Raw genomic sequence first — 24,386 nt, forward strand, 5'->3', positions numbered from 1 at the left:
AGTTTTGGACGTTTAACCAAGTCTACCCTAATCTGTGGCCATCTGGATTCAGGAGAAAAGTATGAAAGCGGTGTTTCTTGATGCCAAAACCCTTGGCCACGATGTGGATCTCTCGCCCATCGAGTCGGTGACCGGCGGGTTGGAAAAGTATGATCGGACCGCGCCGGATCAGATACTGGAACGCATCCGGGGGTTCGATACCGTGCTGGTCAATAAAGTCGTGCTCACCCGTGAGCATTTCGAGGCCTGCCCCGAACTCAAGACCATCGCCGTGGTGGCGACTGGATTGAATAACATCGATCAGGCGGCGGCGAAGGATCACGGCATCAAGGTGATGAACGTGACCAACTACGGCCGCTCAACGGTGGCGCAGCACACCATGGCGTTGATGTTGGCACTGGCCACTCGGCTTCTGGATTACAACCGCGATGTCCAGGCAGGGCGCTGGGGCAAAAGTGACATGTTCTGCCTGATGGATCATCCGATCATGGAACTGGAGGGGCGTACACTCGGTATTGTCGGCTACGGCGATCTGGGCCAGGGCGTGGCGGAGCGGGCCGCGGCCTTCGGTATGAAGGTTCTTCTTGGAGCTCGGCCCGGGCAGGAACCGGGTGTGGTCGATGGCTATTCGCGAATTCCACTGGACGAACTGCTGCCCCAGGCAGACGTGGTCTCGTTGCACTGCCTGCTGACCGACGAGACCCGGGATCTGATCAGTGCCCGTGAATTGAAGATGATGAAATCAGACGCGTTGCTGATCAACACCAGCCGCGGTGGCCTGGTGAGCGAACAGGCGTTGGCGGACGCGCTTCGCGCTGGCGAGATCGGCGGCGCCGGTTTCGATGTCTTGACCGAGGAACCGCCCCGCAACGGCAACCCCTTGCTGGCGGACGATATTCCCAATCTGATTGTGACCCCGCACTCGGCCTGGGCCAGTCGGGAAGCGCGGCAGAGGATCGTCGGCATCACCGCTGTCAATCTGAAATCTGTGCTGTAATAGCAAAGCCCCGGCGGATCCGGGGCTTTGCAGACTGGCTTTAGGTTCAGTACTTCCAGGCCACGCTCACCGAGGCGCCCAGCTGGTACATTTCCAGATCAATGGTCTGGTTCGGTGCCAGCGGGTTGGGACCGGTCACTGTCTTGGCCGGGGAATAAAAGGCCATGCCAGAGACATCGAGGTTTTCGCTGAAGCTGTGGGTGAATCCTCCAGTGAAGTGCCACTCCTGAACGCCCGGCGCCAGAATGTTGAACAGCACATCTTCGTCGGAGATAGGATTCTCTCCATAGCTGACGCCGGCCCGCCAGGCATGCGCCGGTGTTTGCTGCCACTGCCAACCCAGCTTGACGATGGTCATGTCGTCCCAGCCAAACCCTGCGCCGTTACCATCGCCGAGCTGTGCCGTCTGCAGATTGGGCAGCAGCGGGTTGCCCACGCTGTTGATCTCGCTGTAACGGATGTGCTGGATATCCAGCAGAAACCAGTGGTTTTCAAGTCCGGACCAGGCGATGCCCGCGTTGAACATCTGGGGAATGTCGAAGTCGCCCTGTTCCGCAAAAAGGCCGCGGTATTTGTCGAACTCGTTCATCTTCAGAATGTTGCGCCAGCTCAGGCCGCCGCGGAGGGTGTCGGTGATTTCACCCTGCCAGCCGATCTGGTAACCGTAACCCCAGGCATCGTCGGTGCCGTTGTTGGAAAGTGCCCCCGGGTCTGACGAGAATGGCGCGAAGCTCTGCAAGCCTTCAGCTTCAAAGCGCTGATAGGCAATGATTGGTGAAATGCCGAAGGCCTGGTTGTCGGAGAACTCCCAGGACCAGGTCGGGGCAATAAAAAGCTGTTCGAGGTTTACGCCGGTACGGCCTGCGTAGAAAGGCCCGCCACTTCCACCAGAGTAGTCGGTGTTCATGCCACCATTGGCAAACACCGAAACGCCGAAACTTGTGGTGTCGGAAAGTTCCCGATTAAAGCCAAGGTGGGGGATAACGAAACCGTTGCGGCTGCTTTTATAGGTGCCCGGCTGCAACGAGAATGCAGGGGGAGGAGAGACCGGACCGTCCACTGAGTATTCCCGCCGTGGCGAAAAAACTTCGAAACCGCCATCAATGCGATTACCGACAAAAGCCATACCGGCCGGGTTGGTTGCCGCCGCAATGCTGTCCTGCGACAGCGCTGTACCTACGCCGGCCATGCCTTTACTGATGGTGCCGTAGCCGTGACTGAAGTAGCCGTTGGTGGCCAGGGCCGTCACCGGTGAGACGGCGGTAAGTGCAGCAACGCCCAGAGCAAGTTTGATTCGCATGAGAATATACCTGATCAGAAAATACCATTTCTTGAATAGCGGCCTTTTTACAGAAAACCTGTTATAAGAGGAAGTAATAAATGATGATATGGTTATATTAGATCCGTAGGCCTCGCAAACTGCCGTTAATCGGCCATACTCTGTTTACATCGGATATCTGACTGATAATCTGAACAAAACATGGAACGATAGGACCTAAAGTGGCTTCATTCCAATTAAAAGACCGGATTCAGGCAACTGAGCGCTGGATTCTGGCAAATCCCAATCCGCCCCAGAGTTGGCCCTGGACCTGGTTGTACAAGGTCGGCCGCACTGCCTATGCGATGGCCCGGGATGTTCTGAGTGGACAATTGACTCTCCACGCCATGAGTCTTGTGTACACAACCCTGCTGAGTATCGTGCCTCTCCTTGCCCTGAGCTTCTCGGTATTGAAGGCGCTGGGAGTGCATCAGCGGATGGAGCCGTTCCTGTTCCAGTTCTTTGAGCCGCTGGGACCGCAGGGGATTGATCTTGCCGAACAGATCCTGGGCTTCGTCGATAATATGAAGGTCGGCGTTCTGGGATCGGTGGGCCTGGCGCTGCTGGTTTATACGGTGGTGTCACTGCTCCAGAAAATCGAACGTTCCTTTAATATGATCTGGCGCGTGCCAGACATGCGTTCCATGGCGCAGCGATTCAGCAATTATCTGAGCGTGATCATGGTGGGACCGCTTCTGATGGTTTCGGCTATTGGCGTCAGCGCGACCATTTTTTCCTCAACCATCGTCCAGAAGCTCATCGAAATCGAACCGTTCGGCTCGGTGATTCTTGTGGCCAGCCGGTTCACCCCGTTTTTCCTGGTGGTTGGCGCTTTCACATTCGTTTATGTATTCATGCCCAATACCCGGGTCAAGCTCCGTTATGCGGCCATCGGCGGTCTGGTGGCCGGGGTATCCTGGCAGGCGGCCGGCATGCTGTTCGCCTCATTCGTTGCCGGGTCTGCGAAGTACGCGGCCATCTATTCCAGTTTCGCCATCGGCATTATTCTGCTCATCTGGATCTATCTGAACTGGATGATTCTCCTGCTGGGTGCCAGCATCGGTTTCTATCTGCAGAATCCCGGCTCCGTGGCCAAGCGGCGCGAGGTGCAACTGGCACCAGAGCTGCAGGAAAATGTGGCGCTGGCGACCATGTGGCTGGTGGCCAAGCCCTTCAGCGAGGGCAAGCCTGCACCCCAGCAGGAATTACTGGAATACGAGCTGAGGGTGCCGGGTGAGGTAACCCGGGCTCTCAGTGACAAATTGATCCGTGCAGGTTTACTGAGCCTGGCCGGGAGTCAGGGCGATCGACTGGTGCCCGGACGGGCGCTGGATCTGATAACGATCGGCGACGTTCTCAGGGTTGTTCGCCACGACGAGGACGGAATTGTTGATCGGCTCCCGAAGGTGATTCCTGCCGAATTGGTGGGAGCCCGTAAGGTGGAAGAAACACGAACCTTTGCGGAGTTATTGCGCGGCGACGAGGCAAAGGAAAAACCAGGAGCCGTGGCGGAGAGGGAGCCCGTCTCAACTTCTGACAGTTGAACGGCCGCCTTCCCGAAGCATCTTCTGCAGCGCGTTGCGAATGTTGCTGATCTGATCCGGGGTCAGGCGCACCACTTTTGGCAGGTCCTCTTCTGCGAGGTTGCGCTGATGGGCGTGCCTCAGCACTTCCCGGGTGCCAATAAGCATGCCGTCCGTCAGCGGAGTGTGCTTCTGTTTTGGTGCTGGCCGTTCCGCGGCCAGAAGGTAGGCATGGTACTTGGGGGGAAGGTTCCATTCGTTCGCCAGGAGCTGACAGGTAGCCCACTGGTATCTCGCCAGAGCATGCCGAATAAGCGCCGGCTCCGGTTCGCCGATTGCTGTGCGCGACCGGCAGATACGCTGAAGTTCACGGCGGATCGTGATATACGCCAGTGAGGGCAGCAGGCCCACCATAAAGTGTGCACTGGTGTCTTCGCCCTGGGTTCTGGCAATGAGTTCTGCGGCTCGCGCGCAGGTCAGTCCCCAGCGCCAGCCGCGCTGACCAAACAGCGCTTCCCGGCTGTTCCTTGCGGCCATCATGGGGCGCATAACCGCCGCGGAAATGACGTTCCGGATGCCATCTACCCCCAGTACAAATACCGCCTGGTCCACCGATTCAATGGCGTGGTCGCTGGTTCGGAAGTAGGGGCTGTTGGCAATCTGAAGCAATTGATCGGTCAGGGAGGGATCACCAAGAATGATCTCCGTGAGCCGCTGGCGGTCGGTGGACTCGTCGGACAGGGCCCGCATGAGCATGGGCAGGCTCATGGGTTGGCGGGGCAGTTCCTCCATTTTATTGCTGGTGAGCCGCTGATAAAGCTCCTCCAGCACTTCCTCGTAGGAAGAAAGATCAGCGCGCAGGGCTGCCGGCTCGGCATCCAGCAGCCAGCAGAACAGATGTTCCTCAAGCTGTTGGGCAAGCTCCGGGCTGGTGTCAGGGGTGGCGGTGGCCGGTTTTTCCGGGGATGGATTGAACAGCCGCGCTTCCGGAGCGGGTGGTTCTGATTTCTTGCTTGGGAATAATCCTGAAATCCAGGAGAGAAAACCTGGCATCCGTTGCCTCCGGGTCGAACCTGTTCGAAGTAATGAACCTCCGTTTCCGAGAGTATAGATGTACGACGCATCCTTGCACAGGTTTCAAGCCGGTGAATTATGGCAGGAATTTACAGGAACGACTCCCCGAACACGAACACCAGCTGGCAGATACCGGCGCCAAAGCCGAGGAATGCGCCCACCAGGATCAGCTTGATTTCATCCTCCTGGAAACAGGGCCGTAGCAAGTCCTGAAACTCTTCGGATGACAGCGCAATCATCCGCTCGACCATGATCGATTCGACAGCTCTGGCCCGGTCCTTCTCGAACACCGGGTTGTTGAACGATGTCTGTGATATTTCGATGGCCTTCTCGCCAACCTTGTTCTTGAGCGTTGCAAAGCCGGTGGGTCCGAAGGCCATCTGGGTCAGCGCCTTGCCCATGCCGGCGGTTTCATCCACCAGCGGTTTGATGTGCTTCTTGACCATGTTGCGGGCGCGGTCGCCCCTGGGGCCATCGAGAATCGCGTTGATGATGTTGCCAACGGTGAGTATCTCGTGGGTCACGATGTGGCAGAACGACTCTGCCACGGCCGGCTGGCGTTTCAGGAACAGACCCTGAATCCGGAAGGGGCCGACTTTTTTGGCGTGCAGCGGCCGGAAAATCACATTCAGGGCAATCCAGTTGGTCGCCCAACCCACCAGAAGACCGAAGAACGGCAGCACCCACCAGCTCGGATAGACATACCAGACTGCCATCTGGATCAGGCCGAACAAAAAGCCGAAGTAGAGCCCCGAGTTGATGATGAACCGGAATTCCACCTCACCGCACTCGATAAAGATCCGGTTCAGCAGCTCCTTGTCGCTGGCCAGGCGCTCGATGACCATGCCCTTGATATCCAGCAGGTCTTCAATGTTATCGGAGACATCTTCCACCAGGTTGTCCACGAGCTGGGGCGTGGATTTGCGGACGCGATCGTAGACCATCTTCCTGGCCGAGGCCGGCAGGTTTTCCCAGAAGGTGGGGTACTCCTTGAGCATCATTTCGTCCACGTATTCCTCGATGCGTGGTTCGACGGAGTGAACGATATGGGTGGCGAGAACTTTCGGATCGATCTGCTGGAAGATCTCCCGAACGGTTCCGATCTTGGAGATAGTGGCGTCGACACTGATGGCCGCCATTTTGCGGGCCTTCGAGGGAATAATACCCTGCCAGCCAAGCAGCGGTGGTTTGCCGATGAATTCCAGGGGGTAGAAGGTCATCTTGATGGCAAGCCAGTTGGTGGTCCAGCCAATCAGGGCGGCAATGACCGGAATACTGAGGTATTGCCAGAATTCTTGGGTGCTTAGCAGGCTTGTCATCCCGTTACTCGCGTGTGATCGTTTTTTTGCTTCCGGAGTCGACAGGGATAATGTTGTTGGCACCCCGTTATGTCAATGACTTGCGTGCCAACATGAGACGGCGGTACGGTCGGTGTCGGTCAGCCGCCGATGTCGCCCCACAGCCATTGGCAAAGCGCCATGGCCGCAACCGGGGCGGTTTCCGTTCGCAGTACCCGGGGGCCGAGGGCTACCGGCAGGAAGCCTTCCTTTTCTGCGTGTACGATTTCCTCGGGAGAGAGGCCGCCTTCCGGGCCGATCATGAGAGCCACCCGCTCTGGGGGAATGATGGACTTCAGGGCGTGTTCGGTGCGGTGGTGGAGAACCAGGCGGACTTCGCAATCGCGGCTGTGTTCCAGCCACTCGGAAACCGTCATCACCGGCAGGATCTCTGGCACCCGGGCGCGTCCGCACTGCTCGGCGGCGCTGATGGCAACGGATTGCCAGTGGCGCAGGCGCTTGTCTTCCCGGTCGCCCTTCAGTTTTACGTCGCATCGTTCGGTGGTTAGCAGCACGATACGGGTAACACCCATTTCCACCGCTTTCTGCACTGCGTAGTCCATGCGGTCACCCTTGGAGAGGGTCTGGCCGAGAACGATTTCCAGTGGGGATTCAGTGGTGTTGGCTTCCGGGGTGCCAACCTGGACTTCCACGTTCTTCTTGCTGGCACTGGAAATGGTGGCGGGGTAGTCGTTGCCATCACCGTTGAAGAGCAGCAGCTCCTGTCCTGGCTGCATGCGCAATACCCGGCCCACATGTTGTGCGGCGTTGTCATCAAGTTCGGCAGTGCTGCCCTGGGCGAGGGCAGAATTGGTATAGATGCGGGGTATGCGCATGAGCTGGTCTCTCAGGTTCTTGGCGGTTGTCAGTCGCGAACCGCGATCTCTATGCCTTCCGTTGCAACCTGGGCCAGGTGGCGGATCTGTTCTTCGGTGATCACGTAAGGCGGCATGAAGTAAACCACATTACCCAGGGGGCGAAGCAAGGCCTGGCGGGTCAATGCATGCTGGTAAACACGAATGCCACGGCGTTCCTGCCAGGGAAAAGGCGTTTTCGACGCTTTATCTTTCACCATTTCCACGGCCAAAGTCATGCCATGCTGGCGAATGTCGCCGACATTGGGGTGGTCCGCAAGGTGGGCGACGGATTCGGCCATACACGTGGAGAGCGCGCGGTTGCTCTCAATCACATTGTCATCCCGGAAGATGTCCAGGGTCGCCAACGCCACGGCGCAGCCAATGGGGTTGCCCGTGTAGCTGTGGCTGTGCAGAAACGCCTTGAGGGTTTCATAGTCGTCGTAGAAGGCGTTGTAGACATCATCGGTGGTCAGTACCACCGACAGAGGCAGGTAGCCGGCGGTGAGCCCCTTGGACAGGCACATGAAATCCGGAGTGATGCCCGACTGTTCGCAGGCAAACAGGGTACCGGTGCGGCCAAAACCAACGGCGATCTCATCCGCAATCAGGTGCACGCCATAGCGGTCGCAGGCTTCCCGCAGCTTGGTGTGGTAGATGGGATGGTGCATCCGCATGCCGCCGGCGCACTGGATCAGCGGCTCCACAACCACAGCGCAGATTTCTTCATGCTTTTCTGCCAGCAGCTTTTCCATGGCTTCAAACTGGCGCAAGGCATAGGCTTCGTCGGTCTCACCCGGCTCCTTGTTGAAGGCGTCCGGTGAGGGGGCTGTCAGCACTTCCATCAGTAGCGGCTGATAGGTGTCCTTGTAGAGTGACACATCGCCGAGGGCGAGGGCGCCAAGGGTTTCACCGTGGTAGCTGTTGCTCAGGTTCACGAAGTTTTTCTTGCCCGGTTTGCCGTGGTTCTTCCAGTAGTGGAAGCTCATTTTCAAGGCGGCTTCGATGGCGGAAGAGCCGTTATCGGCGTAAAAGACCTTGTTCAGACCGGGCGGGGTCACTTCAATAAGGCGCTCGGACAGATTGACCACCGGCTCGTGGGTAAATCCGGCGAGGATAACGTGTTCCAGCTCGCCAATCTGCTTCTGGATAGCCGCGTTGATTCTCGGATTGGCGTGGCCAAAGAGATTGACCCACCAGGAGCTGACGGCATCGATAAATCGATTGCCCTCAAAGTCCTCAAGCCAGACACCCTCGCCACGCTTGATGGGCACCAGAGGCACGGCGCCTTCGTGGTCTTTCATCTGGGTGCAGGGGTGCCACACGGACTTGAGGCCACGGGTGACGAGGTCAGCATTGCGCATGGTAATTCTCCGTCAGACGGTCTGATTCTGGGTTGTCGCTGTTAACCTGTGCGGATATTACAGTTAACAGCGGATGTCGGCCACCCGGATTTCAGGTTGAGCTGACACGGTATTGCCCGACGTTTTCCGCCTGTCTGATTCCATCACACTGTGAGATCTAAGGGTTTGGCTGGAAGAGTGCTTCAGTATAAACTGCCGGTTTACAGCTAAAGAGCCAGGATGGCTCTGCAAAAACGCAAAGGACGCGACATGAGTAAAGCGATTGTTCTGCTTGGAGACCTCGGCTCCGATCACGAAGGTTTCCCGCCCACGCCGGTGATTGCTGGTTCCCCCGATGTGCTGATTGATGGCAGGCCCGTTGCCCGGGTAGGCGACCCGCTGGCACCTCATTCCAAACCCAAGCATCCACCTCATCCGCGCACCATCACCGGTGGTTCGTCCACCGTCATGATCAACGGCAAACCGGCGGCGGTGACAGGCGGGGCTATTTCATGTGGCGGTGTGACTATTGGGTCGGGGTCTGTGGTGATTGGCGACAGTTAAAAGCCCCCTTGGGCGGGGGCTCTCGGGGCTGGTCTGGCTCAGTGAGCCAGGACCCGCGAAAGAAACGCCTGGGTGCGCTCGTTCTGCGGGTTGTCGAACACATCGTCCGGTTTGCCCTGCTCCACAATCGCACCTTCGTGGATGTAGATCACGCGGTCGGCCACTTCACGGGCGAAGCCCATTTCGTGGGTCACGACCATCATGGTCATGCCTTCCTTCGCCAACTCCCGCATAACGTCCAGCACTTCACCGATCATTTCCGGGTCGAGTGCGGAGGTAGGTTCGTCGAACAGCATCAGGCGCGGTTCCATGGCCAGGGCCCGGGCGATCGCGACCCGCTGTTGTTGGCCGCCCGATAGCTGGCTGGGGTACTTGTCGGCCTGGTTGCCGATGCCTACCCGGTTCAGCAAACGCTCCGCGGTGGCGTTGGCGACGGTTTCCGGAGCATCCTTGACCTTCTTGGGCGCCAGCATGATATTCCTCTTCACCGTGAGGTGAGGGAAGAGGTTGAACTGCTGGAATACCATTCCAACTTCCTTGCGGATTTCAGCCAGAGCTTTGGGATTGCCGCTCTTGGGCGCGAGCTGCTGGCCGTCCACTTCCAGTGTTCCGGATTCATATTCTTCAAGGCCGTTCACACAGCGAATCAGGGTGGATTTGCCGGAGCCGCTGGCGCCGATAATAACCACCACTTCGCCTTGCTCAACAGTAAGGTCAATATCTTTCAGGACATGCAGTTTGCCGAAGTACTTGTTCATGCCCTTCATTTTTACAATCTGAGTCATGGGTAACGTTCCTTCAGACAGAAGCCAGTCCGCGCCGCTCGACGAAGCGGAGAATGATGGACAGGGACAGGGTGATGGCGAGGTAGAGGATTGCGACCACGAAGTACACCTCGAACGCGGTAAACGTGTTGGCAATATAGATCTGACCCTGGCGTACCAGTTCGCCCACGCCAATCACCGAGAACAGGGATGTGTCCTTGATGCTGACGATAGCCTGGTTGCCCAGCGGCGGAATCATCCGGCGGAACGCCTGAGGCCACACGACAGACCAGAAGGTCTGGGTACGGGACAGCCCCAGAGAGAGACCGGCCTCGGTCTGGCCTTTATCGATGGACTGAACACCACCGCGGACCACCTCGGATATGTAGGCGCCGGAGTTCAAAGCGATGGCCGCGATGCCGGCCGTCAACGGATCAATGGGACCGCCGATCAGGTCGGGCAGGCCGTAGAAGATAAACAGGACCTGAACCAGGATCGGAGTGCCGCGAAAGATTTCGATGTAGGCGGTTGCCGGCCACCGCAGGAACCACTTCTTGTTGATGCTCAGCAGGCCAAAGAAAATGCCCAGAGCAAAACCGATCAGAAGACCGCCGAAGGAAATCAGCAGGGTGTAGGGGATCCCTTTTATCAGAAAAGGGATAGAGTCGATGGCTGCCTGCCAGTCGAACTGAAACTGGAATTCCACAGTGAGAGTCTCCGCAGAGTTTTGGAGTCACGAAGTGCCGGGGCAGTGAAGCCCCGGCAAAGGGAATCAGACCTCTGGGGTCCGGGAGCCCTTACATGCCTTCGGGCATGGGGCCAAACCATTTTTCGTAGATGGTTTTGTAAGTACCATCTTCCTTCATTGCGGCAAGGGCTTCGTTTACATCATCAACCCACTCACTGCCACTCTTGAGGGCAATGCCATACTGCTGGCCTTCGTACAGCGGGCCGACGGTTGTCACCTTGCCTTCGCCTTTGGTGCGGGCAAAGTAGCCTACGTTTGGCGCATCGTAGAACACTGCATCAATGGCGCGGGACATCAGCGCCATGTACATGTCAGAGCTGCCCGGGTAGGGGGTTACACCGTCATCGGCCTCAAGGTTCTTGACCAGGTAGTCATAACTGGTGCTACCAATCTTGGTGCCGATTTTCTTGCCTTCGAGGTCGTCGAATTCGCTAACGTCGTCATTACCCTCGCGAACGAGGATTCGCAGACCCGAATCGTAGTACGGGTCGGAGAAATCGACGATTTCTTCACGCTCTTCAGTAATCGTGATGCCGGCAATGGCAATGTCGACGTTGCCAGTTTGCAGCGCCGGGATGATGCCATTGAAGTCCATGGTGTTGAGGTCAATTTCGAAACCTGCACGGTCGGCTACCTCGCGGATGATCTCCATATCGAAACCGATCATCTCACCGGTTTCCTGGTCCATCATTTCAAACGGAACGAAACTCGGGTCAGTGACGACGCGCAGGGTTTCTGCGCTCACGGTTCCTGCGGCAACGGTCAGTGCCAGACTGGCGCTTACGGTCTTCAGCCACTTCGTGCTCATACATTCTCCTTTTCTTTCTTATGAGGCTCCATTTGCCCGGTAAGGCAAGCCGGACCAATCACTGCTGTTGACGGCGATCTCCGGGGAGCGTTGATGGAACTGCATCGCATACACTTTAGACTATTACGCAGATGTATACAGGAAATCAAATGCTTGGCGGGGAGGTCCCGCCGGACGGGGAATAAAAAAGGGGTCAGATGAAAGCGTTCATCTGACCCCATATTCACTGCGAGATTTGGTGCTTCCGTGCCTCAAAAAGCAATCTTCTCCCGCTCACTGATGCCCAGATTCTTCCAGATGCTGATGCTGGGCTCTACCTGATTCAGGGTGTAGAAATGCAAGCCCGGCGCGCCTGCTGCCAGGAGCTTCTCGCACATCTCAGTAACCATTTCCTCACCGAACTTGCGGATGGAATCGCTGTCGTCGCCGTAGGCTTCGAGCTGTTTGCGAATCCAGCGAGGAATTTCCGCGCCGCACATGTCCGAAAAACGAACCAGGTTGGAGAAATTGACGATGGGCATGATGCCCGGTACCACCGGAATGGTAACGCCCATTTTCTCCAGCCGGTCGATGAAGTAGAAGTAGCTGTCTGCATTAAAGAAGTACTGGGTGATGGCGCTGTTCGCACCGGCCTGAACCTTGCGTGCAAAGTTCTTCAGATCTTCTTCGGCGTTGCGGGCCTGAGGATGAAACTCAGGGTACGCGGCTACTTCCAGGTTAAAGGTATCGCCGCTGTGCTCGCGGATAAACTCCACCAGCTCGTTGGCATAGCGCAGCTCACCGGCGGCTCCCATACCCGAGGGCATGTCGCCCCGCAGGGCGACAATCCGGTTGATTCCGTGCTCCCGGTACAGATCCAGCAGCTCGCCGATTTCCTGGCGGGTGCCCCCGACGCAGGAAAGATGAGGTGCCGTGGAAATGCCCTGGCTATGCAGGTTGAGCACGGTCTCGATGGTACGGTCCCGGGTGGAACCACCGGCGCCGAAGGTAACCGAGAAAAAGTCCGGGTTCACCTCGGCCAGCTGGTTGCGCACGTTCTGCAGCTTTTCCTTGCCCTGGTCCGTCTTGGGCGGGAAAAACTCAAAGCTGAAACGGCGCTTGAACTGTTTCTGGGATTGCATCTGTTTACCCGATCAGTACTTGTAGCTTTCTGGCTTGTACGGGCCTTCGACAGGTACACCGATGTATTTGGCCTGCTCCGGCGTCATCTTGGTGATAACACCACCAAAGCCTTCCACCATGGCCCGAGCCACTTCCTCGTCCAGGTGCTTGGGCAGAACCTGAACGTATACGCCTTTCTCGCGGGCATCTTCCGGCAGATCGGCGAACTTGCGCTCGAACAGATACATCTGGGCCAGAACCTGGTTGGCAAAGGAGCCATCCATGATCCGTGACGGGTGACCGGTGGCGTTGCCCAGATTCACCAGACGGCCTTCGGACAGCAGGATCAGGTGGTCGTTGGTGGCCTTGTCGCGGTAAACAACGTGCACCTGTGGCTTCACCTCGTCCCATTCCCAGTTCTTGCGCATGAAGGCGGTATCGATCTCGTTGTCAAAGTGACCGATGTTGCACACCACGGCACCGCTTTTCAGGGCTTTGAGCATATGCGCGTCGCACACGTTCATGTTGCCGGTGGTGGTGACCAGCAGATCGGTGTTCTGCAGCAGGTCGCGGTTCACGGCAGACTCGGTTCCGGTGTTCACGCCGTCAATGTACGGAGACACGACTTCGAACCCGTCCATGCAGGCCTGCATGGCACAGATGGGGTCGGCCTCGGTCACTTTTACAATCATGCCTTCCTGGCGCAGCGAAGCCGCAGAGCCCTTGCCGACATCACCATAGCCGATCACCAGGGCTTTCTTGCCTGCCATCAGGTGGTCGGTAGCGCGCTTGATGGCGTCATTCAGGCTGTGGCGACAACCGTATTTGTTGTCGTTCTTGGCCTTGGTGACCGCGTCGTTCACGTTGATGGCCGGCACCTTCAGAGTGCCCTCGCGCAGCATTTCCTGAAGACGATGCACACCGGTGGTGGTTTCTTCGGTCACGCCGTGGCAGTTAGCCAGGATTTCCGGGTACTTCTCATGGAGCAGGGCGGTCAGATCGCCGCCGTCGTCCAGAATCATGTTCGGTTCCCAGCCGTCCACATCGGCTCCGACCGTGCGCTCCAGGCACCAGTCGTATTCTTCGTCGGTTTCGCCTTTCCAGGCAAACACGGGAATGCCCTGCGCGGCGATGGCGGCCGCGGCCTGGTCCTGGGTGGAGAAGATGTTGCACGAGGACCAGCGTACGTTCGCACCCAGTTCAACCAGCGTCTCGATCAGCACGGCGGTCTGGATGGTCATGTGGATACAGCCCATCACATTGGCGCCTTTCAGAGGCTGCTCGGCTTTGTACTTCTCGCGGAGCTTAATCAGGGCCGGCATTTCGCCTTCAGCGATGTTGATTTCCTTGCGGCCCCAGCCGGCCAGGGAAATATCGCGAACTTTGTAGTCATCAAAGCTGTTCAGCTTTTCTGCGGGAGTGCTCATGGTGTTCTCCTGTCATTTCAATCAGTTTGGCTTGGGCGTATGCCTGATGACATACGCCCGAAATCGATTTAGATACCAGCCGCATCTTTCAGGGCCGCGGCGCGATCGGTCTTTTCCCACGGGAAGGCGGTAAAGGTCTTGCCGCCGACCGTCATTTCGTAGGGGTCGCGACCAAAGTGGCCGTAGGCGGCCGTTGCCCGATACATCGGATGCAGCAGGTCGAGCATGTTGGTAATCGCATACGGACGCAGATCGAAGTTCTGGCGTACCAGTTCAATGATCTTGTCGTCGCTGATCTTGCCGGTTCCGAAGGTGTTCAGGGAGATCGACGTCGGTTGGGCCACGCCGATGGCGTAGGACACCTGGATCTCGCACTTGTCGGCCAGGCCGGCGGCGACGATGTTTTTGGCTACGTAACGGCCGGCATAGGCGGCGGAGCGGTCCACCTTGGAGGGATCCTTGCCCGAGAACGCACCGCCACCGTGGCGTGCCATGCCGCCGTAGGTGTCGACGATGATCTTGCGGCCGGTCAGGCCACAGTCACCAACGGGGCCACCGATCACAAACTTGCCGGTCGGGTTGATGTGGAATTGAGTGTCCTTGTGCAGCAGCTCAGGCGGCAAGGCGTGCTTGACGATCAGTTCCATCACCGCTTCTTTCAGATCTTCCTGGGTCACGTCCTCATCGTGCTGGGTGGACAGAACCACCGCGTCGATACCGGCAACCCGGCCGTTTTCGTAGCGGCAGGTCACCTGGCTCTTGGCGTCCGGGCGCAGCCACGGCAGCAGGCCACTCTTGCGGGCCTCGGCCTGGCGCTGCACCAGACGGTGAGAGAAAGTGATCGGTGCCGGCATGAGTACGTCGGTTTCGTTGCTGGCATAGCCAAACATTAGGCCCTGATCGCCGGCACCCTGGTCTTCAGGCTTCTGGCGATCAACGCCCTGGGCGATATCGACGGACTGCTTGCCGATAATGTTGATGATGCCGCAGGTGTCGCCGTCGTAGCCCACTTTCGAGGAGGTGTAGCCAATGTCCTTGATGACGCCGCGCACCAGGTCTTCCAGATCCACCCAGGCGCTGGTGGTGATCTCACCGCCAACGATGGCAACACCGGTTTTTACCATGGTCTCGCAGGCAACACGGGCATGGGGATCGTCGGTCAGGATGGCGTCCAGCACGGCATCAGAGATCTGGTCTGCCAGTTTGTCCGGATGGCCTTCAGAGACCGATTCGGAAGTGAAGATGTTGTAGTCAGCCATAGCACATGCTCCTCTGTGAGCGATTCAAATTCAGGCCGGTAAGCGGTTTTCTTAAAGCGCTTTCCGGTATCCGGTTTGTTGATCTGTGTGAGGATACGTAAAACTACGTATCCGTATATCAAAATTTGTTGATATTGCGATCCAGGTCGTCAAATCTGACCGCTGTGTTTCCAGAATTCCCGAACCTGGATCTGGAACCCGTTCCGCAAGCCGATAAACAGCTGTTCTCCGGCAACCAGGCCGGCGTCCGCGGCCCAGGTGGTAAGTTCTTCCGGCTCAAACCCAAGCCAGAGATCACCGCAGTTCGCCTTTGCCCAGTCCTGGTCGTGACTGCACAGGTCGCTGATTACGAAGCAGCCACCGTTGTTTATCAAAGCCGCGGCATCAAGGAAGATGTCAGCGGGGCTGGGCACGTGATGCAGAACCATATTCGCAACGACCAGGTCGAAGGCGTCGCCCCTGGCCAGCAGGGTGTCGGTAACACCTTCTATCAGGTCGATGTTGTTCAGCCGTTCATCAATGCAGGTGCGGGTGGCCTTGGCCAGCATGTCCCGGCTGTTATCCAGAGCAACCACATGCCCACAAAGCTCTGCCAGAACCGGCAGGAAGGCACCTTCGCCGGGGCCGATTTCCAGTGCGGCCTGCCATTGATGTTTGCGGGACCTTTTGCGGATCATTTCCGCGACCGGCTCCGCGTAAAGATCAAAGGCGGCGATCAGTTCCTGCTGCTCGCGGAACTGCTCCGCATGCCGGGCGAAAAAAGCCTGGGACTGGTCTGCGCGTTGTGTGCGGATGGACTCAATGCGCTCCTGCAGATGTGGAGGCAATGGCACCCGGTCTACCGCTTCAAATATCTGCCGGATGGTCTGGTCGGTTGGCTTGTCGCTGTCCAGGTGCAGCGGGCGGCGATAGAAAATCGCATTGCCTTCACGCTGGGGCTCAAGCAGACCAGCCTTGTTCATTACCTTCAGGTGGTGACTCATGCCGGACTGGCGCATATCAAACAACTGGCTGAGCTCCAGAACTCCGAACGTATCCCGTCTCAACACACGCAGAATCTCCAGGCGCAATGGGTCCCCGCCCGCTTTGAAGATCGGGGCCAGTGCGTCTACGGAGGACAGGTTATCGGCGTGTGTGTTCATGGATGTCATGGAAACGAAGTGTAGGGGGCTTCGGGTGGTCAATCAATAGGCATATCAAAAAATTTTGATATAGATTTATCGTTCTTTGAAATCAGACCTTTCGGAAATCCACAGGCAAACAATCGTGAAACAGGCACATGCCGATTTGCCCCGGCACATACTAATCGGCGAAAATACGCGCCTCATTTTGATCGCCCTTTAATCACTACGAATTCTTTTCCTGCAAAACACTGGAGAAACGTCAATGCCGTCTCGTAAAGATCTCGCCAACGCCATTCGCGCGCTGAGCATGGATGCGGTTCAGAAAGCCAAGTCCGGCCACCCGGGTGCGCCCATGGGTATGGCGGATATCGCCGAGGTACTGTGGAACGACTACCTGAGCCACAACCCGGCCAACCCTCAGTGGGCCAACCGGGACCGCTTCGTGCTGTCCAACGGTCACGGCTCCATGCTGCAGTACTCCCTGCTGCACCTGAGCGGGTACGACGTTTCCATCGAAGACATCAAGAACTTCCGCCAGCTGCATTCCAAGACGCCGGGCCACCCCGAGTACGGCTACACCCCGGGTATTGAAACCACCACCGGTCCCCTGGGCCAGGGCATTGCCAACGCCGTTGGTTTTGCCATTGCCGAGAAGTCCCTGGCAGCGCAGTTCAACCGTCCGGGCCACGAGATTGTTGATCACTACACCTACGCGTTCCTCGGCGACGGCTGCCTCATGGAAGGTATCTCTCACGAAGTGGCTTCCCTGGCGGGCACCCTGGGCCTCGGCAAGCTTGTGTTCTTCTACGACGACAACGGAATCTCCATCGATGGCGAAGTGGATGGCTGGTTTACTGATAACACCCCGCAGCGTTTCGAGTCTTACGGCTGGCAGGTGATTCCCGCAGTCGACGGCCATGATGCTGACGCCATTCGCGCCGCGATCGAAGCCGCTCGCGCCAACACCGAGCAGCCCACGCTGATCTGCTGCAAGACCATCATCGGCTTCGGTTCCCCGAACAAACAGGGCAAGGAAAGCTGTCACGGTGCCCCCCTGGGTGACGACGAAATCACCCTGACCCGCGAGCAGTTGGGCTGGCAGTACGGTCCGTTCGAAATCCCGGCCGACATTGCCAGTGCCTGGAATGCCCGTGAAAAAGGTGGCGCTGCCCAGTCCGAGTGGGAGCAGAAGTTTGCCGTCTACGAAAAGGCGGAGCCGGAACTGGCGGCTGAGTTCAAGCGCCGCATGGCTGGCGACCTGCCTGCCGACTTTGCCGAAAAAGCCCAGGCTTATATCCAGGAATGCCAGGACAAGGCCGAAACCGTGGCTTCCCGCAAGGCGTCCCAGAACACCCTGAACGCTTACGGCCCGCTGCTGCCGGAACTGATGGGCGGCTCTGCCGACCTCGCCGGCTCCAACCTGACCATCTGGTCCGACACCAAGGGTCTGACCAAGGAAGACGCCAGCGGTAACTACATCTACTACGGCGTTCGTGAATTCGGCATGGCCGCGATCATGAACGGCATCGCCCTGCACGGCGGTTTCGTCCCTTACGGCGCAACCTTCCTGATCTTCATGGAATACTGCCGCAACGCCGTGCGCATGGCAGCTTTGATGAAGCAGCGCTCCATCTTCGTGTTCACCCACGATTCCATCGGCCTGGGCGAAGACGGCCCGACCCATCAGCCGGTCGAACAGATGGCCAGCCTGCGCACCACGCCGAACATGAGCATGTGGCGTCCGGCGGATACTGTTGAATCTGCAGTGGCCTGGAAAGCAGCGCTTGAACGCACCGATGGCCCGACCGCCATGGTCTTTTCCCGTCAGGGGCTGCCGGCACAGCCGCGCGATGCCCAACAGTTGGCGGACGTAGCCAAGGGCGCCTATATCCTGTCAGACAGCGAAGGCACGCCGGACCTGATCCTGATTGCCACCGGCTCCGAAGTCGGCCTGGCGCAGGACGCGGCTGCCCAGCTTCGTGATCAGGGCAAGAACGTACGCGTGGTTTCCATGCCGTCCACCGACGTGTTCGACGCCCAGAGCACCGAGTACAAGCAGCAGGTCCTGCCGCTGGATGTCACCAACCGCATTGCCATCGAAGCCGGCATTGCCGATTACTGGTACAAGTACGTTGGCCTGGACGGTCGCATCATCGGCATGACCACCTTCGGTGAGTCCGCGCCGGCCGGCGAGCTGTTCAAGGAATTCGGCTTTACCGTCGACAATGTCCTGGAAGTGGCTGCTGAGCTGCTGGACGCCTGATGACGGACTCTGCGCCTTTTCGTGTCGCCATCAACGGGTACGGCCGAATCGGCCAGTGCGTGTTGCGTGCGCTTTATGAAAACGGCTTCCGCGACCACCTGCAGGTGGTCGCGATCAACGAGTTGTCGGATATCGACACCATTGCCCACCTGACCCGATACGATTCCACCCACGGGCGTTTTCAGGGTGACATTTCGGTATCGGGTCAGGACCTGATGGTCAATGGCGATGCCATCCGCGTGTTAAGTCACGCTGACCCGGCAGAGCTGCCCTGGCGCCTGCTGGATGTCGATCTGGTACTGGAATGTTCCGGCGCCTTCTCGGATCGTGCTACGGCAGAGAAGCACATCGATTCCGGGGCCAGCCGCCTGCTTTTCTCGCAGCCGGCCGAGTCCGATGTGGACCGCACCGTTGTCTACGGGGTCAACCACGCCGATCTCACACCGGAAGATGTGATCGTTGCAGCCGCTTCCTGCACCACCAACTGCCTGGTGCCTGTGATCAAGGTACTGGACGACGCCTTTGGTGTGCAGCAGGGCAGTACCACCACAATTCACGCGGCCATGAATGACCAGCCGGTTATCGATGCCTACCACCACCAGGATTTGCGACGAACCCGCAGCGCCCTGCACAACATCGTTCCGGTGGAAACCGGTCTTGCGAAAGGTATTGAGCGGTTGTTGCCGAGCATGGAAGGCAAGTTCAGTTCGGTCGCCATGCGGGTTCCGACCATGAATGTCTCCGCCATCGACATGGTGGTGAATGTGGGCAAAGCCACCGACGTGGCAGCGGTGAACAGGCTGTTAAAAGAGGCCGCTTACGGCCCGTTAAAGAGCATACTCGGCTATACCGACGAACTGCTGGCCAGCTCCGACTTCAACCACGACGCCCATTCCGGCGTGGTGGATGGCGGCCAGACCCGGGTAACCGGAGGCACTATGGTGAAAGTGCTGTGCTGGTTCGATAATGAGTGGGGGTTCGCGAACCGGATGCTTGATGTCAGCAAAAGCTGGTTAACCAAGACTGAAAACGGGGTCAGATGAAAGCGTTCATCTGACCCCAAGTTCATGCAGACATAGGGAAGATTGTTATGGCCATCAAGAGAATGACCGACCTTAACCTCGCCGGTAAGCGAGTGCTGATCCGCGAAGATTTGAACGTGCCGGTCAAGGACGGCAAAGTCTCCAGTGATGCCCGCATTCGCGCGTCATTGCCCACCATCAAGGCCGCTAAAGACGCGGGCGCCAAAGTCATGCTGATGTCCCACCTCGGCCGCCCGGAAGAAGGCGTTTACGACGAAGCGTCCTCCATGAAGCCTGTCGCCGACCACCTGACCAAGGTACTGGGCCAGGAAGTTCGCCTGATCAAGGACTACCTGGATGGCGTTGAAGTGGCCGATGGCGAAGTTGTCCTGTTTGAGAACGTGCGCTTCAACAAGGGCGAAAAGAAAGACAACGAAGAGCTCGCGAAGAAGTACGCGGCTCTGTGCGATGTTTACGTGATGGACGCCTTCGGCACCGCCCATCGCGCCCAGGCCTCCACCCACGGAGTGGCCAGGTTTGCCCCCGAAGCCTGCGCAGGCCCGTTGCTGGCGGCCGAACTCGAAGCCCTGGGCAAAGCCCTGGATAACCCGGCCAAACCCGTGGTGGCCATCGTTGGCGGCTCCAAGGTCTCCACCAAACTGGACGTGCTCAACGCCCTTGAGAAGGTTTGCGACTCCATCATCGTGGGCGGCGGCATCGCCAACACCTTCCTGGCCGCGGCCGGTCACCCGGTGGGCAAGTCCTTGTGCGAGCACGACCTGATCGACACCGCCAAAGACATCGCCAGCCGCGTCAAAATCCCGCTGCCGGTCGACGTGGTTGTTGCCAGCGAGTTCGCCGAAAGCGCCACCGCAACGGTCAAGAACATCTCCGACGTCACCGACGACGACATGATTCTCGATGTGGGCCCGGAGACTGCAGGCGAATTCGCTGAACTGCTGAAAAACGCCAAGACCATCCTCTGGAATGGCCCTGTGGGCGTTTTCGAGTTCGACCAGTTCGGCAACGGCACCAAAGCACTTGCTCAGGCCATCGCCGATAGCGACGCCTTCTCCCTCGCCGGCGGTGGTGATACCGTCGCCGCCGTTGACAAGTACGGCGTTGCTGACAAAATCTCGTATATCTCCACCGGTGGTGGCGCGTTTCTGGAATTCGTAGAAGGCAAGACGCTCCCGGCAGTAGCGGTGCTGGAAGAACGCGGCGCGTAACGAGTTACTGAAAGAATCCAACTATCCCTAAAGTCCAAATGAAGGAGACGACCCATGGCCCTGATTTCGATGCGGCAAATGCTGGATCACGCCGCCGAGCATGGTTACGGTGTGCCAGCCTTTAACGTCAACAACCTGGAACAGATGCGCGCCATCATGGAAGCCGCCGACAAAACCGATTCGCCGGTGATTGTCCAGGCCTCCGCCGGTGCCCGTAAGTACGCCGGTGCGCCATTTCTGCGCCATCTGATCCTGGCGGCCATCGAGGAATTCCCGCACATCCCGGTGGTCATGCACCAGGACCATGGCACCAGTCCCTCCGTGTGCCAGCGCTCCATCCAGCTGGGCTTCAGCTCCGTGATGATGGACGGCTCCCTCGGTGAAGACGGTAAAACCCCCACCGACTACGAATACAACGTCGACGTTACCCGTCGCACCGTTGAAATGGCCCATGCCTGTGGTGTCTCCGTGGAAGGCGAGCTGGGCTGCCTGGGTTCTCTCGAAACCGGCCAGGCCGGTGAAGAAGACGGCATCGGTGCCGAAGGTACCCTGGATCACAGCCAGATGCTGACCGACCCGGAAGAAGCGGCGGACTTCGTCAAGAAAACCCACGTTGATGCCCTGGCCATCGCCATCGGCACCAGCCACGGCGCCTACAAGTTTACCCGTCCGCCCACAGGCGACATCCTGGCCATCGACCAGATCAAAGCCATCCACGCCCGCATCCCGGACACCCACCTGGTTATGCACGGCTCCAGCTCCGTACCCCAGGAGTGGCTGAAGATCATCAACGAATACGGTGGCGAGATTCCGGAAACCTATGGTGTGCCGGTCGAAGAAATCGTAGAGGGCATCAAGCACGGCGTGCGCAAGGTCAACATCGATACCGACCTGCGCCTTGCCAGCACTGGTGCCGTTCGTCGCTTCCTGGCTGAAAACCCGGCCGAGTTCGACCCGCGCAAATTCCTCAAGGAAACCATGAAGGCCATGACCGAGGTGTGCATCGCACGGTACGAGGCCTTCGGTTGTGCCGGCAACGCCAGCAAAATCAAGCCGATGAACCTTGAGCGCATGTTCGAGCGTTACGCTTCCGGTGAGCTGGATCCGAAAGTTAAGTAAGTTCTGTCATTCATTTGGGGCGGATCTCCGCCCCAAATGCCTGACCCACCTCAAGTACGAACGACCTTCCCCTTGTAATTTCCCCAATCTCATCAAATATAGTGGTTAGTAAGCGGGCATACGCCCAGCAGAATAACCAGTGGTGAGGATCCTGATGGACTTCAAAGACTATTACGCCGTACTCGGTGTGAGTGAGTCTGCCTCCGCCGAGGAGATAAAAAAAGCCTACCGAAAACTGGCACGGAAATACCATCCGGATGTCAGTAAGGAAGAGGACGCCGACACCAAATTCAAGGAAGTGGGTGAAGCCTACGAAGTACTGAAAGATCCCGAGAAGCGCGCGGAGTACGACCAGCTACGTAAATACGGCGCCAGGGCGGATGGTTCTTTCGAGCCGCCTCCGGGTTGGCAAAGCGGTGCCGGTTTCGGTGGCGGAGGGTATACCGATGCCGACGCGCGCCAGTTCAGCGACTTCTTCGAGGAGATATTCGGAGGTGGCCGGCAGGGCGGTTTCTCTGGGGGCCACGGTGGTGGCGGTTTCCGCCAGAACATGAGAATGCGCGGTGAGGATGTGCATGCGAGGCTCGCCCTGTTCATGGAAGAAGCGTTTCACGGCTGTGAAAAGCAGGTTTCTTTCGGGGTACATGAGGCCGATGAGCATGGCCGGGTGATACCGCGGCAAAAGACCCTGAAAGTGAAGATTCCCGCAGGCATGCGCGAGGGCCAGCATATTCGCCTCAAAGGCCAGGGAGCGCCGGGCATTGGTGGCGGAGAACCAGGCGATCTGTTCATTGAAGTGGAACTGGCACCCCACCCACATTTCGCGGTGGAGGGCCGGGATGTGCTGGTCACGGTGCCGATTGCTCCCTGGGAAGCGGCCCTGGGAGCAACGGTGACCGTGCCAACCGTTGGCTCAAAGGTGAATGTAAAAGTGCCGAAGGGTTCCACTAGTGGACGGAAGCTGCGCCTCAAGGGTAAGGGTTTCCCGGGCAAGCACCCGGGCGATCAGATTGTCATCCTGCAGATTGCCATGCCCGAGAAACACAGCCCTGAGGCCGAAAAGCTCTACGAGCAGCTGGCCGAGGCCGAGAAGCAATTCAATCCACGCAGCAAGCTTCACGTGTGAGCGGGAGTAAGGTATGAGCAATAAAGATCATGTGCTGACGGTAGAGGTACTTGACCAGAGTGGCAGCACCTTCACCCTGCGTGAAATCTGCGAACGTGGCGAGTGCCACGCAGAGTTCGTTATCAAGCTGGTCAATTTCGGCATCATCGCCCCGTTGGAAGATTTGCCCGAGACCGTTCACTGGCAGTTCGACATTGCGGCCCTCAGCCGGCTGCGCAAGGCCCAGAGACTGCAAAGGGATCTGAAAATGAATCTGCCGGGGCTGGCCCTGTCGCTGGAACTGCTGGATGAAGTTGAAACCATGCGCAGGAAGGTCGCGCGCCTGGAACAGCGGCTGGCCCAGCTGTCTCCGGATCAGGGCACTGGCTGAGCGCTGAAAATCCTTTCGAGGGTGCCTTCATCGCGCATGTGGGCGATGGCCTGGTTAAAACGTTCCAGCTCGAAGATCACGGGTGATGCCTTTGACAGCCCTATATAAAACGGCAGGGCTTCGAAAGGGCCATCTGCGTAAGTAAGCCGCTGTCGCAAATCGGGGAATTCAACCATCGAAAATTCGGCTGCAGGTTTGTTAACCAGGAATACGTCTATACGTCCCAGGTCGAGGCGCCGGAGGTTGCTCAATATGTTCGGCGCCTCTTCAACCACTAGATCGAATTCATCAACGGCTTGGTTGAACCTTTCACCGTAGTTGAACCCAGCTGTTACACCGATACGAACACCCTTGAAGTCGGCAAAGCTTTCAAAGCTGTGACCGAAACGCCTGTCTGCCTGATGCCAGACCAGGTTTTGGTCTTCATGAACGGAGTCGGTAAATGTCAGGTAGGCTGCCCGTTCATCGTTCCGGGTCAGCAGCATGACGCCGTCGTAGTCGCCGGTTTCTGCCCACAACAGACAGCGTTTCCACGGTAACAGCCTCAGCTGGAAGTCGACCTCCAGCCTTTCTCCGAGTTCCTTGAATAACTCGACGGCAATACCGCCTTCGGGCACAGAGTCAATCTCTCCCAGTGTGTAGGGGGCCCAGGGATCTTCGCAGAACCTGAGCTGCGCGCGCCGCTCCGCCGAAGCGGACTGGGCGAAAAACATCAGGGCTGAAAACGTTAACAGGAACCCTGTAAAGACACCCGGGAGAACTTTCATGGTTATGCCAATTTGCCAGTTGCGCTTTTGATGACAAATTGTAGAACCTGGTGGACTTCTATGCCGCTGTTATTTTTCCTGTGAAGAAAGCTGTTGTATCTCGGCATAGATTTTCTCGGCCTCCTCCATGAGGGTTCCATGGGTCCGCAGGTCGCCATTGCGCTGTGCGTCCAGTGCTTTGGCAAGTTTCGCCTCGTATTGTTTCTGCAGTTTTTTCTTCGGATCGCCTTTCAAAAATCCCAACATCTT

At 57.9% G+C, this 24,386-nt stretch carries 23 protein-coding genes; 9 read left to right on the plus strand and 14 right to left on the minus strand.

The window, feature by feature from the left end; genetic code table 11:
- Nucleotides 1-61 precede the first annotated feature (61 nt).
- Nucleotides 62-997, plus strand: coding sequence for a D-2-hydroxyacid dehydrogenase (locus CFB02_RS00485; protein WP_088556387.1), 936 nt, complete (start codon nt 62-64; stop codon nt 995-997).
- Between the two features lie 46 nt (nt 998-1,043).
- Here the strand turns inward: CFB02_RS00485 and CFB02_RS00490 are convergent, their stop codons facing one another.
- A complete protein-coding gene (locus CFB02_RS00490; RefSeq protein ID WP_088556388.1) occupies nt 1,044-2,297 on the minus strand; it encodes an OmpP1/FadL family transporter in 1,254 nt (417 codons plus the stop codon).
- Nucleotides 2,298-2,497: 200 nt separating this feature from the next.
- On the opposite strand from CFB02_RS00490, the gene CFB02_RS00495 reads away from it, so the two are divergent.
- Nucleotides 2,498-3,859, plus strand: a complete 1,362-nt coding sequence (locus CFB02_RS00495) for a YihY/virulence factor BrkB family protein (RefSeq protein WP_088556390.1) — start codon at nt 2,498-2,500, stop codon at nt 3,857-3,859.
- On the opposite strand, the gene CFB02_RS00500 is transcribed toward CFB02_RS00495, so the two are convergent.
- From CFB02_RS00500 to CFB02_RS00515, 4 genes are all read right to left on the minus strand, one after another.
- Nucleotides 3,842-4,891: an HDOD domain-containing protein gene (locus tag CFB02_RS00500; protein WP_088556392.1), complete on the minus strand. Its 1,050-nt coding sequence runs from the start codon at nt 4,889-4,891 to the stop codon at nt 3,842-3,844. The two genes, CFB02_RS00495 and CFB02_RS00500, sit on opposite strands and share 18 nt — an antisense overlap.
- A gap of 110 nt (nt 4,892-5,001) precedes the next feature.
- Nucleotides 5,002-6,231 carry a DUF445 domain-containing protein gene (locus CFB02_RS00505; RefSeq protein WP_088556394.1) on the minus strand — a complete coding sequence of 410 codons (1,230 nt, stop codon included), beginning with the start codon at nt 6,229-6,231 and terminating at the stop codon, nt 5,002-5,004.
- 119 nt (nt 6,232-6,350) lie between these two features.
- Nucleotides 6,351-7,085, minus strand: coding sequence for a 16S rRNA (uracil(1498)-N(3))-methyltransferase (locus tag CFB02_RS00510; protein WP_088556396.1), 735 nt, complete (start codon nt 7,083-7,085; stop codon nt 6,351-6,353).
- A 29-nt stretch (nt 7,086-7,114) separates the two neighbouring features.
- The gene (locus tag CFB02_RS00515) at nt 7,115-8,467 is read right to left on the minus strand and encodes an adenosylmethionine--8-amino-7-oxononanoate transaminase (protein ID WP_062781235.1); all 1,353 of its coding nucleotides are present in this window, start codon (nt 8,465-8,467) and stop codon (nt 7,115-7,117) included.
- A gap of 249 nt (nt 8,468-8,716) precedes the next feature.
- Here CFB02_RS00515 and CFB02_RS00520 point away from each other — a divergent pair, with 249 nt between their 5' ends.
- Nucleotides 8,717-9,010, plus strand: a complete 294-nt coding sequence (locus tag CFB02_RS00520; RefSeq protein WP_088559118.1) for a type VI secretion system PAAR protein — start codon at nt 8,717-8,719, stop codon at nt 9,008-9,010.
- Nucleotides 9,011-9,048: 38 nt separating this feature from the next.
- On the opposite strand, the gene CFB02_RS00525 is transcribed toward CFB02_RS00520, so the two are convergent.
- From CFB02_RS00525 to CFB02_RS00555, 7 genes are all read right to left on the minus strand, one after another.
- Complete coding sequence (locus CFB02_RS00525; RefSeq protein ID WP_088556398.1) at nt 9,049-9,795, minus strand: amino acid ABC transporter ATP-binding protein; 747 nt, start codon at nt 9,793-9,795, stop codon at nt 9,049-9,051.
- A 13-nt stretch (nt 9,796-9,808) separates the two neighbouring features.
- Entirely contained in the window at nt 9,809-10,480 is a 672-nt protein-coding gene (locus CFB02_RS00530; RefSeq protein WP_014578168.1) for an amino acid ABC transporter permease, read from the minus strand.
- Nucleotides 10,481-10,571: 91 nt separating this feature from the next.
- Nucleotides 10,572-11,330, minus strand: a complete 759-nt coding sequence (locus tag CFB02_RS00535; protein WP_088556400.1) for a transporter substrate-binding domain-containing protein — start codon at nt 11,328-11,330, stop codon at nt 10,572-10,574.
- Nucleotides 11,331-11,581: 251 nt separating this feature from the next.
- Nucleotides 11,582-12,451, minus strand: coding sequence for a methylenetetrahydrofolate reductase [NAD(P)H] (gene metF / locus CFB02_RS00540; protein WP_088556401.1), 870 nt, complete (start codon nt 12,449-12,451; stop codon nt 11,582-11,584).
- 12 nt (nt 12,452-12,463) lie between these two features.
- Nucleotides 12,464-13,858, minus strand: a complete 1,395-nt coding sequence (gene ahcY, locus CFB02_RS00545) for an adenosylhomocysteinase (RefSeq protein ID WP_088556403.1) — start codon at nt 13,856-13,858, stop codon at nt 12,464-12,466.
- Between the two features lie 68 nt (nt 13,859-13,926).
- Nucleotides 13,927-15,117: a methionine adenosyltransferase gene (gene metK, locus CFB02_RS00550; protein WP_062781245.1), complete on the minus strand. Its 1,191-nt coding sequence runs from the start codon at nt 15,115-15,117 to the stop codon at nt 13,927-13,929.
- 149 nt (nt 15,118-15,266) lie between these two features.
- On the minus strand, nt 15,267-16,268 hold the full coding sequence (locus tag CFB02_RS00555; protein ID WP_088556405.1) for a metalloregulator ArsR/SmtB family transcription factor: 1,002 nt from the start codon (nt 16,266-16,268) through the stop codon (nt 15,267-15,269).
- Between the two features lie 235 nt (nt 16,269-16,503).
- On the opposite strand from CFB02_RS00555, the gene tkt reads away from it, so the two are divergent.
- From tkt to CFB02_RS00585, 6 genes are all read left to right on the plus strand, one after another.
- Nucleotides 16,504-18,504, plus strand: a complete 2,001-nt coding sequence (gene tkt / locus CFB02_RS00560) for a transketolase (RefSeq protein ID WP_088556407.1) — start codon at nt 16,504-16,506, stop codon at nt 18,502-18,504.
- Complete coding sequence (gap, locus tag CFB02_RS00565) at nt 18,504-19,547, plus strand: type I glyceraldehyde-3-phosphate dehydrogenase (RefSeq protein WP_088556409.1); 1,044 nt, start codon at nt 18,504-18,506, stop codon at nt 19,545-19,547. The genes tkt and gap overlap by 1 nt, the downstream gene beginning before the upstream one ends.
- A gap of 47 nt (nt 19,548-19,594) precedes the next feature.
- Entirely contained in the window at nt 19,595-20,755 is a 1,161-nt protein-coding gene (locus CFB02_RS00570; protein ID WP_088556411.1) for a phosphoglycerate kinase, read from the plus strand.
- 54 nt (nt 20,756-20,809) lie between these two features.
- Nucleotides 20,810-21,874: a class II fructose-bisphosphate aldolase gene (fba, locus tag CFB02_RS00575; RefSeq protein ID WP_088556413.1), complete on the plus strand. Its 1,065-nt coding sequence runs from the start codon at nt 20,810-20,812 to the stop codon at nt 21,872-21,874.
- 154 nt (nt 21,875-22,028) lie between these two features.
- Nucleotides 22,029-23,000 carry a DnaJ C-terminal domain-containing protein gene (locus CFB02_RS00580; protein ID WP_088556415.1) on the plus strand — a complete coding sequence of 324 codons (972 nt, stop codon included), beginning with the start codon at nt 22,029-22,031 and terminating at the stop codon, nt 22,998-23,000.
- A gap of 13 nt (nt 23,001-23,013) precedes the next feature.
- The gene (locus CFB02_RS00585; RefSeq protein ID WP_088556417.1) at nt 23,014-23,370 is read left to right on the plus strand and encodes a chaperone modulator CbpM; all 357 of its coding nucleotides are present in this window, start codon (nt 23,014-23,016) and stop codon (nt 23,368-23,370) included.
- Here the strand turns inward: CFB02_RS00585 and CFB02_RS00590 are convergent.
- Together CFB02_RS00590 and CFB02_RS18060 are read right to left on the minus strand one after the other, a co-directional pair.
- Nucleotides 23,355-24,137 carry a substrate-binding periplasmic protein gene (locus CFB02_RS00590; protein ID WP_088556419.1) on the minus strand — a complete coding sequence of 261 codons (783 nt, stop codon included), beginning with the start codon at nt 24,135-24,137 and terminating at the stop codon, nt 23,355-23,357. The two genes, CFB02_RS00585 and CFB02_RS00590, sit on opposite strands and share 16 nt — an antisense overlap.
- A gap of 69 nt (nt 24,138-24,206) precedes the next feature.
- Nucleotides 24,207-24,383: a DUF6435 family protein gene (locus tag CFB02_RS18060; protein WP_108017796.1), complete on the minus strand. Its 177-nt coding sequence runs from the start codon at nt 24,381-24,383 to the stop codon at nt 24,207-24,209.
- Between the last annotated feature and the right edge of the window lie 3 nt (nt 24,384-24,386).

It is taken from the genome of Marinobacter sp. es.042, assembly GCF_900188315.1.
Classification (GTDB): Bacteria; Pseudomonadota; Gammaproteobacteria; order Pseudomonadales; family Oleiphilaceae; genus Marinobacter.

Bases quoted from the DNA above. Each gene is read 5' to 3' on its own strand.
- CFB02_RS00485 (WP_088556387.1), top strand. From the start codon at position 62: ATGAAAGCGGTGTTTCTTGATGCCAAAACCCTTGGCCACGATGTGGAT.
- CFB02_RS00490 (WP_088556388.1), bottom strand. From the start codon at position 2,297: ATGCGAATCAAACTTGCTCTGGGCGTTGCTGCACTTACCGCCGTCTCA.
- CFB02_RS00500 (WP_088556392.1), bottom strand. From the start codon at position 4,891: ATGCCAGGTTTTCTCTCCTGGATTTCAGGATTATTCCCAAGCAAGAAA.
- CFB02_RS00505 (WP_088556394.1), bottom strand. From the start codon at position 6,231: ATGACAAGCCTGCTAAGCACCCAAGAATTCTGGCAATACCTCAGTATT.
- CFB02_RS00510 (WP_088556396.1), bottom strand. From the start codon at position 7,085: ATGCGCATACCCCGCATCTATACCAATTCTGCCCTCGCCCAGGGCAGC.
- CFB02_RS00515 (WP_062781235.1), bottom strand. From the start codon at position 8,467: ATGCGCAATGCTGACCTCGTCACCCGTGGCCTCAAGTCCGTGTGGCAC.
- CFB02_RS00520 (WP_088559118.1), top strand. From the start codon at position 8,717: ATGAGTAAAGCGATTGTTCTGCTTGGAGACCTCGGCTCCGATCACGAA.
- CFB02_RS00525 (WP_088556398.1), bottom strand. From the start codon at position 9,795: ATGACTCAGATTGTAAAAATGAAGGGCATGAACAAGTACTTCGGCAAA.
- CFB02_RS00535 (WP_088556400.1), bottom strand. From the start codon at position 11,330: ATGAGCACGAAGTGGCTGAAGACCGTAAGCGCCAGTCTGGCACTGACC.
- metF (WP_088556401.1), bottom strand. From the start codon at position 12,451: ATGCAATCCCAGAAACAGTTCAAGCGCCGTTTCAGCTTTGAGTTTTTC.
- ahcY (WP_088556403.1), bottom strand. From the start codon at position 13,858: ATGAGCACTCCCGCAGAAAAGCTGAACAGCTTTGATGACTACAAAGTT.
- metK (WP_062781245.1), bottom strand. From the start codon at position 15,117: ATGGCTGACTACAACATCTTCACTTCCGAATCGGTCTCTGAAGGCCAT.
- CFB02_RS00555 (WP_088556405.1), bottom strand. From the start codon at position 16,268: ATGACATCCATGAACACACACGCCGATAACCTGTCCTCCGTAGACGCA.
- tkt (WP_088556407.1), top strand. From the start codon at position 16,504: ATGCCGTCTCGTAAAGATCTCGCCAACGCCATTCGCGCGCTGAGCATG.
- gap (WP_088556409.1), top strand. From the start codon at position 18,504: ATGACGGACTCTGCGCCTTTTCGTGTCGCCATCAACGGGTACGGCCGA.
- CFB02_RS00570 (WP_088556411.1), top strand. From the start codon at position 19,595: ATGGCCATCAAGAGAATGACCGACCTTAACCTCGCCGGTAAGCGAGTG.
- fba (WP_088556413.1), top strand. From the start codon at position 20,810: ATGGCCCTGATTTCGATGCGGCAAATGCTGGATCACGCCGCCGAGCAT.
- CFB02_RS00580 (WP_088556415.1), top strand. From the start codon at position 22,029: ATGGACTTCAAAGACTATTACGCCGTACTCGGTGTGAGTGAGTCTGCC.
- CFB02_RS00585 (WP_088556417.1), top strand. From the start codon at position 23,014: ATGAGCAATAAAGATCATGTGCTGACGGTAGAGGTACTTGACCAGAGT.
- CFB02_RS00590 (WP_088556419.1), bottom strand. From the start codon at position 24,137: ATGAAAGTTCTCCCGGGTGTCTTTACAGGGTTCCTGTTAACGTTTTCA.
- CFB02_RS18060 (WP_108017796.1), bottom strand. From the start codon at position 24,383: ATGTTGGGATTTTTGAAAGGCGATCCGAAGAAAAAACTGCAGAAACAA.